This window comes from candidate division TA06 bacterium, assembly GCA_004376575.1.
Lineage (GTDB): Bacteria > Hydrothermota > DG-26 > E44-bin18 > E44-bin18 > E44-bin18.
This window is the reverse complement of sequence record SOJN01000050.1, coordinates 1-5,496: the sequence shown is the minus strand read 5'-3', so window position 1 is coordinate 5,496 and position 5,496 is coordinate 1. Positions and strand designations below refer to the sequence as shown.

3 protein-coding genes are annotated in these 5,496 nt (G+C 51.1%); 2 read left to right on the top strand and 1 reads right to left on the bottom strand.

The window, feature by feature from the left end; all coding sequences use genetic code 11:
* Window positions 1-103 precede the first annotated feature (103 nt).
* Window positions 104-670 carry a T9SS type A sorting domain-containing protein gene (locus tag E3J62_04125; GenBank protein TET46489.1) on the top strand — a complete coding sequence of 189 codons (567 nt, stop codon included), beginning with the start codon at window positions 104-106 and terminating at the stop codon, window positions 668-670.
* A 70-nt stretch (window positions 671-740) separates the two neighbouring features.
* Here E3J62_04125 and E3J62_04120 read toward each other — a convergent pair whose 3' ends face one another.
* Window positions 741-2,414, bottom strand: coding sequence for a Na/Pi cotransporter family protein (locus E3J62_04120; protein TET46488.1), 1,674 nt, complete (start codon window positions 2,412-2,414; stop codon window positions 741-743).
* 420 nt (window positions 2,415-2,834) lie between these two features.
* On the opposite strand from E3J62_04120, the gene mnmG reads away from it, so the two are divergent.
* Window positions 2,835-4,700 carry a tRNA uridine-5-carboxymethylaminomethyl(34) synthesis enzyme MnmG gene (mnmG, locus tag E3J62_04115; protein TET46487.1) on the top strand — a complete coding sequence of 622 codons (1,866 nt, stop codon included), beginning with the start codon at window positions 2,835-2,837 and terminating at the stop codon, window positions 4,698-4,700.
* The last annotated feature ends 796 nt before the right edge of the window (window positions 4,701-5,496 follow it).

Genomic DNA, 5,496 nt, shown 5'->3' with positions numbered 1-5,496 from the left:
TTTGCGAGGCAAAAACCTGGTGCCCTGAACAAACGACTTACTGCCCGGTGAAGGCCACGGAGTGCCCCCAGAAGGAGACGCGTTGCCCTCCGAAGATGACTGAATGTGCGGCAAAGGGGACTGTGTGTCACAAGTCGTAACTAAATGCCTGGCCAAGAAGACTGAGTGTCCTCCCAAGAAGACTAAGTGTCCCGCAGACCCCGAGTATTCCAGGTGCGGTGTGACCCACAAGCCGAACGCTCCCACGGATTGCCGATATGCGCCAACAACCTGCGACGCAAGGACGTGGTGTCCAACGGTTCCAGGAGAATGTCCCCCTGGAGGTCTGAGCGCAGGCATCCGCGACATGGGGACAGAGCCTGGTGATCAGGGACCGGCTGTGTCTTCCTATAGACCTATCGAGCCGAAGGCACTTGCCCTGTTTGAGAGCTATCCCAACCCGTTCTCGGACAGAACAAGTATAAGCTTCATGATTCCTGCTGCGACTCACGTAACTCTCAGAATCTACGATGTGACGGGAAGCGTGGTAACGACACTGGTCGATGGAGAGAAGGCAACCGGCCTTTACACTCTAACCTGGGACGCGCCAGATATGAACAACGGCATATACTTCTACAGAATGGTTGCTGACGGAGAAGTCTTTACGGGAAAGGTCACGCTAATCAGGTAAATGAACGCGGAAATGACAAGGGGCCTGTACCACACGGTACGGGCCCTTTGACTATTTATGTCCGTGAAACCTAACCCAATTGCGGCTGTACCCCATCCCATCTGAACCCATACAATACCGATTGGGCAATGTTTGTCAGATGGTCCCCAACTTTCTCCACATTGTCCACGAAGTCGAGGAAAAGGATTCCGGAAAGAGGCAGGCAGATTCCCTTGTTAAGTCTTTCTATGTGACTTGCTCTAAACTCTATCTGCATCCTGTTCAGGTCATCTTCACACTTGAGCGCCCTCTTCGCGTCCTCGGAGTCGTAGTTACTCAGTGCACTCCCCACGAACACCATCATCTCATCGACTCTGGCTACCATTCGCTTCAACTCCGCTATGGCAGAAGGTGAGATGTGCAGTCTCTGCTCCTTCTTTCTCTCTGCAAGTTCCATAAGGTTTTCCGCGTGGTCACCCACTCTTTCCAAGTCATTAACTGAGTGGAGTAATACCGGAAGTTTTTCAGATTCTACTCTGCCGAGGTTTTTCTGGGACAGCTCAACAAGATACTGTGTGATATCGTGCTGAAATCTATCAAGCGCTTCCTCATTTGCTGTCACATCTGATTTCAGTCGCATGTTGCCACTAAAAAAGGCCTGAGCAGCCCTGTCTATTGCGTCTCTGGCTGTTTCACTCATCCTCACCGTCTCTTTCATAACTTGATCAATTGCAAGCGGAGGAGTATCAAGGAGGTGCTTTTCCAGCAGATTTGGGGCCAGAACCAGCCCACGCTCCTTACCAGGGGTCAATTTTATCGCGACCCTTTCGAGAATCGAAATACCAGGAAGAAATACTATGAATGTGTTGAATATGTTGAATACGCTGTGCGCCAGCGCTATGTGCACCATGATGTTGTTCTTTGTAATGGCGCCGGGTACAATAGCGTGTATCATCCTGGGATATAAGTTGGTGTAAACGAATATGAGCATATAGGCTACACCTATGACATTGAACATGGTGTGGGCTCTCGCTGTCCTTCTTGCTGTCAGATTCGTCCCCAAAGAGGCAATCTCCGCGGTAATGGTCGTGCCGATGTTGTCGCCGAGTATCAGGGGTATTGCCGATTCGAAACTTATTAGACCGTTGAAGGCAAGAACCTGGATGGTCGCAATGGTGGCACTGCTGCTCTGCAGCAACATTGTCACAACACAGCCAACCAACACCCCCAGGATCGGATACTGAGCAAACTTCATCATCACGTGTTTTACTGCCTCGCTGGCCCCCAGCGGGGCAAAGGCCTCCTTCATTACGCCAAGGCCAAGGAACAAGAGCCCGAATCCCAAAATCACCTGTCCCCATGACTTGGCGTTCCTGGTGCGCCCCAGCAGACTCAAGAGAAAACCCACGCCTATTGCAGGCAAGGCATAGGTTGAAATCTTGAATATGGCAAGAAAACTGACAAGCCAGGCCGTGGTAGTGGTTCCAATGTTTGCTCCCATGACAACGCTTATCGCCTGTCTCAGGGTGAGGAGCCCGGCATTCACGAAGCCGACGGTCATCACGGTCGTTCCACTACTCGACTGGATTAGTGCGGTAATCGCCGCTCCAACCAGAACTCCTATGAACGGAGTTCTCGTGAGGAGCTGAAGTATCCGTCTGAGCCGCTCGCCCGCCACCTTGCGCAGCGCCTCAGACATGATCTTCATGCCGAACAAAAACAGGCCAAGGCCACCAATCAGTCCAAAGATGAGCTCCCTAGCCAACAACTCCCCCCCTGCAAAAAGGCTATTCCCTGAATCCCAGGCGCATTCTAGCAGAGTACTGGAACTTGTCAACTGGATACTGAAAACAGCCGTACGCTGTAGGTTGTACGCTGTATGCAAGTGGCTAGGTATCAGCCAAGACCCGCCGCAGCGAAACTGCAAACTACGGAAGAAAACCCAAAATCTGTCACATAGCTGGGGGCGGCTATTTGTAGTTAGTAGTCCTTCGATTCATGAGCTCGTTCACTCAGGACAAGTGCTAAGTGAGCAATTTGAATCAACATCCCTTGAATCAACGTCACCGTAATTGCCAATCGAAGCAATAGTTGGCAATTTGCAGTTTGTAATTCTACCTTCGCCCTTTCGCAAAGTTGACAGCCCTGTTTGGGCAGCATATAATCATCGTGAGGAAAACTTGTTATGATAGTCACATCAGAGAAATATGATGTTGTCGTTGTGGGTGCTGGCCATGCCGGCTGCGAAGCCGCCCTCGCGGCATCCCGCATGGGAGCAAGGGTGCTCCTTTTGACGAGTGATCTTGACAAGGTCGCCCACATGCCCTGCAACCCCGCAGTGGGCGGGTTAGGAAAGAGTCACCTCGTGTTTGAGATAGATGCTCTCGGGGGTGAGATTGGGTTCAACACAGACAAAACCGGAATCCAGTTCAGGATGCTCAACCTGAGAAAGGGACCGGCAGTCTGGTCTCTGCGCGTTCAGTCGGACAGGTCACAGTACAGCAGAGAAATGAAAAACGTGCTCCAGGCTCAACCGAATCTCCAGCTAGAGAGGGGGACCATCGACAACATTATTGCCAGAAAGGGCCGACTCATAGGTTTGACAGACTCCTCCGGAGCTGAGTACCTCTGCGAGGCAGCGGTCATTGCCGCGGGAACATTTATGAACGGCCTGATTCACATAGGCATGGAAAACCTTGCTTCGGGACGGCTGGGCGAACCGCCTTCAAAAGGCCTTTCCGAATCCCTTGCTTCCCTGGGTTTGCGCCCGGGTAGACTGAAAACAGGAACCTCTGCAAGGGTTGAAGCCTCCACCCTTGATTTCGAAAAGATGCAGGTCCAACCTGGAGATATGAACCCTGGGCACTTCTCGCACAGAACAAAAGACTTCAATCCCAAACAGATAGATTGCTACCTGACGAGAACCAATGAGAAGACTCACAAGATAATACTGAGCAACCTTGACCGTTCTCCGCTCTATCAGAAGGTGATTAAAGGGATTGGCCCCAAATACTGCCCTTCCATTGAGGACAAGGTGGTCAGGTTTGCAGACAGGCCGGCCCATCAGGTCTTTGTAGAGCCTGATGGAAGGGATACCTCAGTCTGTTACCTGAACGGTGTTTCCACATCACTGCCTCAAGATGTGCAATTGGATATGCTCAGGACGATTCCTGGGCTGGAGAGGGTCAAGATCCTGAAACCTGGTTATGCTGTTGAGTATGACTTCATGAACCCAGTTGAGCTCTTTCCAACACTTGAAACAAAGTCTGTCAGAGGATTGTTCCTCGCCGGGCAGATAAATGGGACTTCCGGATATGAGGAGGCTGCTGCTCAGGGGCTTGTTGCAGGCATCAATGCGGTCTGCCTTATCAGGGATGAACAGAGTTTCGTGCCAAAAAGGTCCGAGAGCTACATCGGGGTTCTCCTTGACGATTTAGTCACCAAAGGCACTGACGAGCCATACAGAATGTTCACCTCAAGGGCTGAATACAGACTGCTTCTGCGACAGGATAACGCTGACGAAAGGTTGATTCAGTACGGCGTCAAGTTCGGCCTGGCTGATGAGGTTGTAATGCGGACGGTGGAGAAGAGGAGACAGGCCGTGTTGGATGCCATCCAGAGCCTGGAAACTCGATATCTTAGCTCTGAACGGATAAACCCTATCCTGTCTTCGCGCGGTTCATCTCCTGTTGAGGGGGGCGTGTCGACCTACCAGTTGCTGAAAAGGCCTGAGATCAGCTGTCAGGACCTTGATGGTCTCCTTCAGGGTCTCGACCCTGAGATCCTCAGCCGGGTTGAAATTGAGGCGAAATACGGGGGATACATAAAAAGACAGCTCGCCCAGGTTGCGAAGATGTCTGAGCTGGAGAACAAACCGATCCCTGAAGGCATTGACTATAAGAAGGTTCTTGGCCTCTCAAATGAGGCAAAGCAGAAGCTGGCAAGAGTGAAACCCACAAGTGTCGGGCAGGCTTCAAGAGTACAGGGCATCACCCCTGCCGACGTAAGCGTTCTTCTCATTGAGATAAAAAAAAGAGAGGCGTCTCGCTAGAACGCCCTTATACAGCTTGCAGGTCTGCTCTCCTAAAGGGGGACAACACAGATACGCCTCGCACTGCTTCTTCAGTTCAAACTAGGGGAGCTTGCTTGTTCCTTCTTTCTGGAATTCTTGTTTTTGTCCTTTTTCCCGCCCTTGCGTTTAGGCTCAGCAAAAACCCTCTCCACGAAAAGGACCAGGACGTATGGATCGAGTGTTATCTTTTTGATTTTAGGTGAGGCAGCCATCTTCTCTCTTCCGCTTCGACGTTGCTCGCAAATGGATCGCCTTGAGTCTGGGTTTTTCGTTTTACCAGACTGCATCGTAAGAAATCGCAAGAAGTATGCCGGAAGCAACACAATTCGGCCAGGCCCCAATCGCTTGCAAGACAAGGAGTTGCCCAGTGTGCTCCAAATAGACACAGAGTTTTCACCGGGGCTTTTTTGGTCTAATTGCGATTTCCTGGGGCAAATCGGGACAGCTACTGCAGTCCTTTGATATATGTCATTATCTATACTTATATATCCAATCCGCTAGCCACAAAGAGTTGCACCAGCCCCTGGTACACTTGACAGTCAGCATCTAAGTTCAAAGACAGAATGAACTTACCTGCGTGCTTTCGTCCTTGTTGCAATGTTCACTCAGGAAATATGCCCCACTGAACTCAGGCTTGGACTTGAAGGACAGACTATGTTTCTCCTCAAATCAAAACGAGAATTTCAGAATCCTGCCCATCCCACTACCCGATCTCCCAGGCGGGGTTTGTGCTGCCTGCCCCGTTTCTCACGAAGTGAGATACACGGGGCCTGCC

Bases quoted from the DNA above. Each gene is read 5' to 3' on its own strand.
- E3J62_04125 (TET46489.1), top strand. From the start codon at position 104: ATGTGCGGCAAAGGGGACTGTGTGTCACAAGTCGTAACTAAATGCCTG.
- mnmG (TET46487.1), top strand. From the start codon at position 2,835: ATGATAGTCACATCAGAGAAATATGATGTTGTCGTTGTGGGTGCTGGC.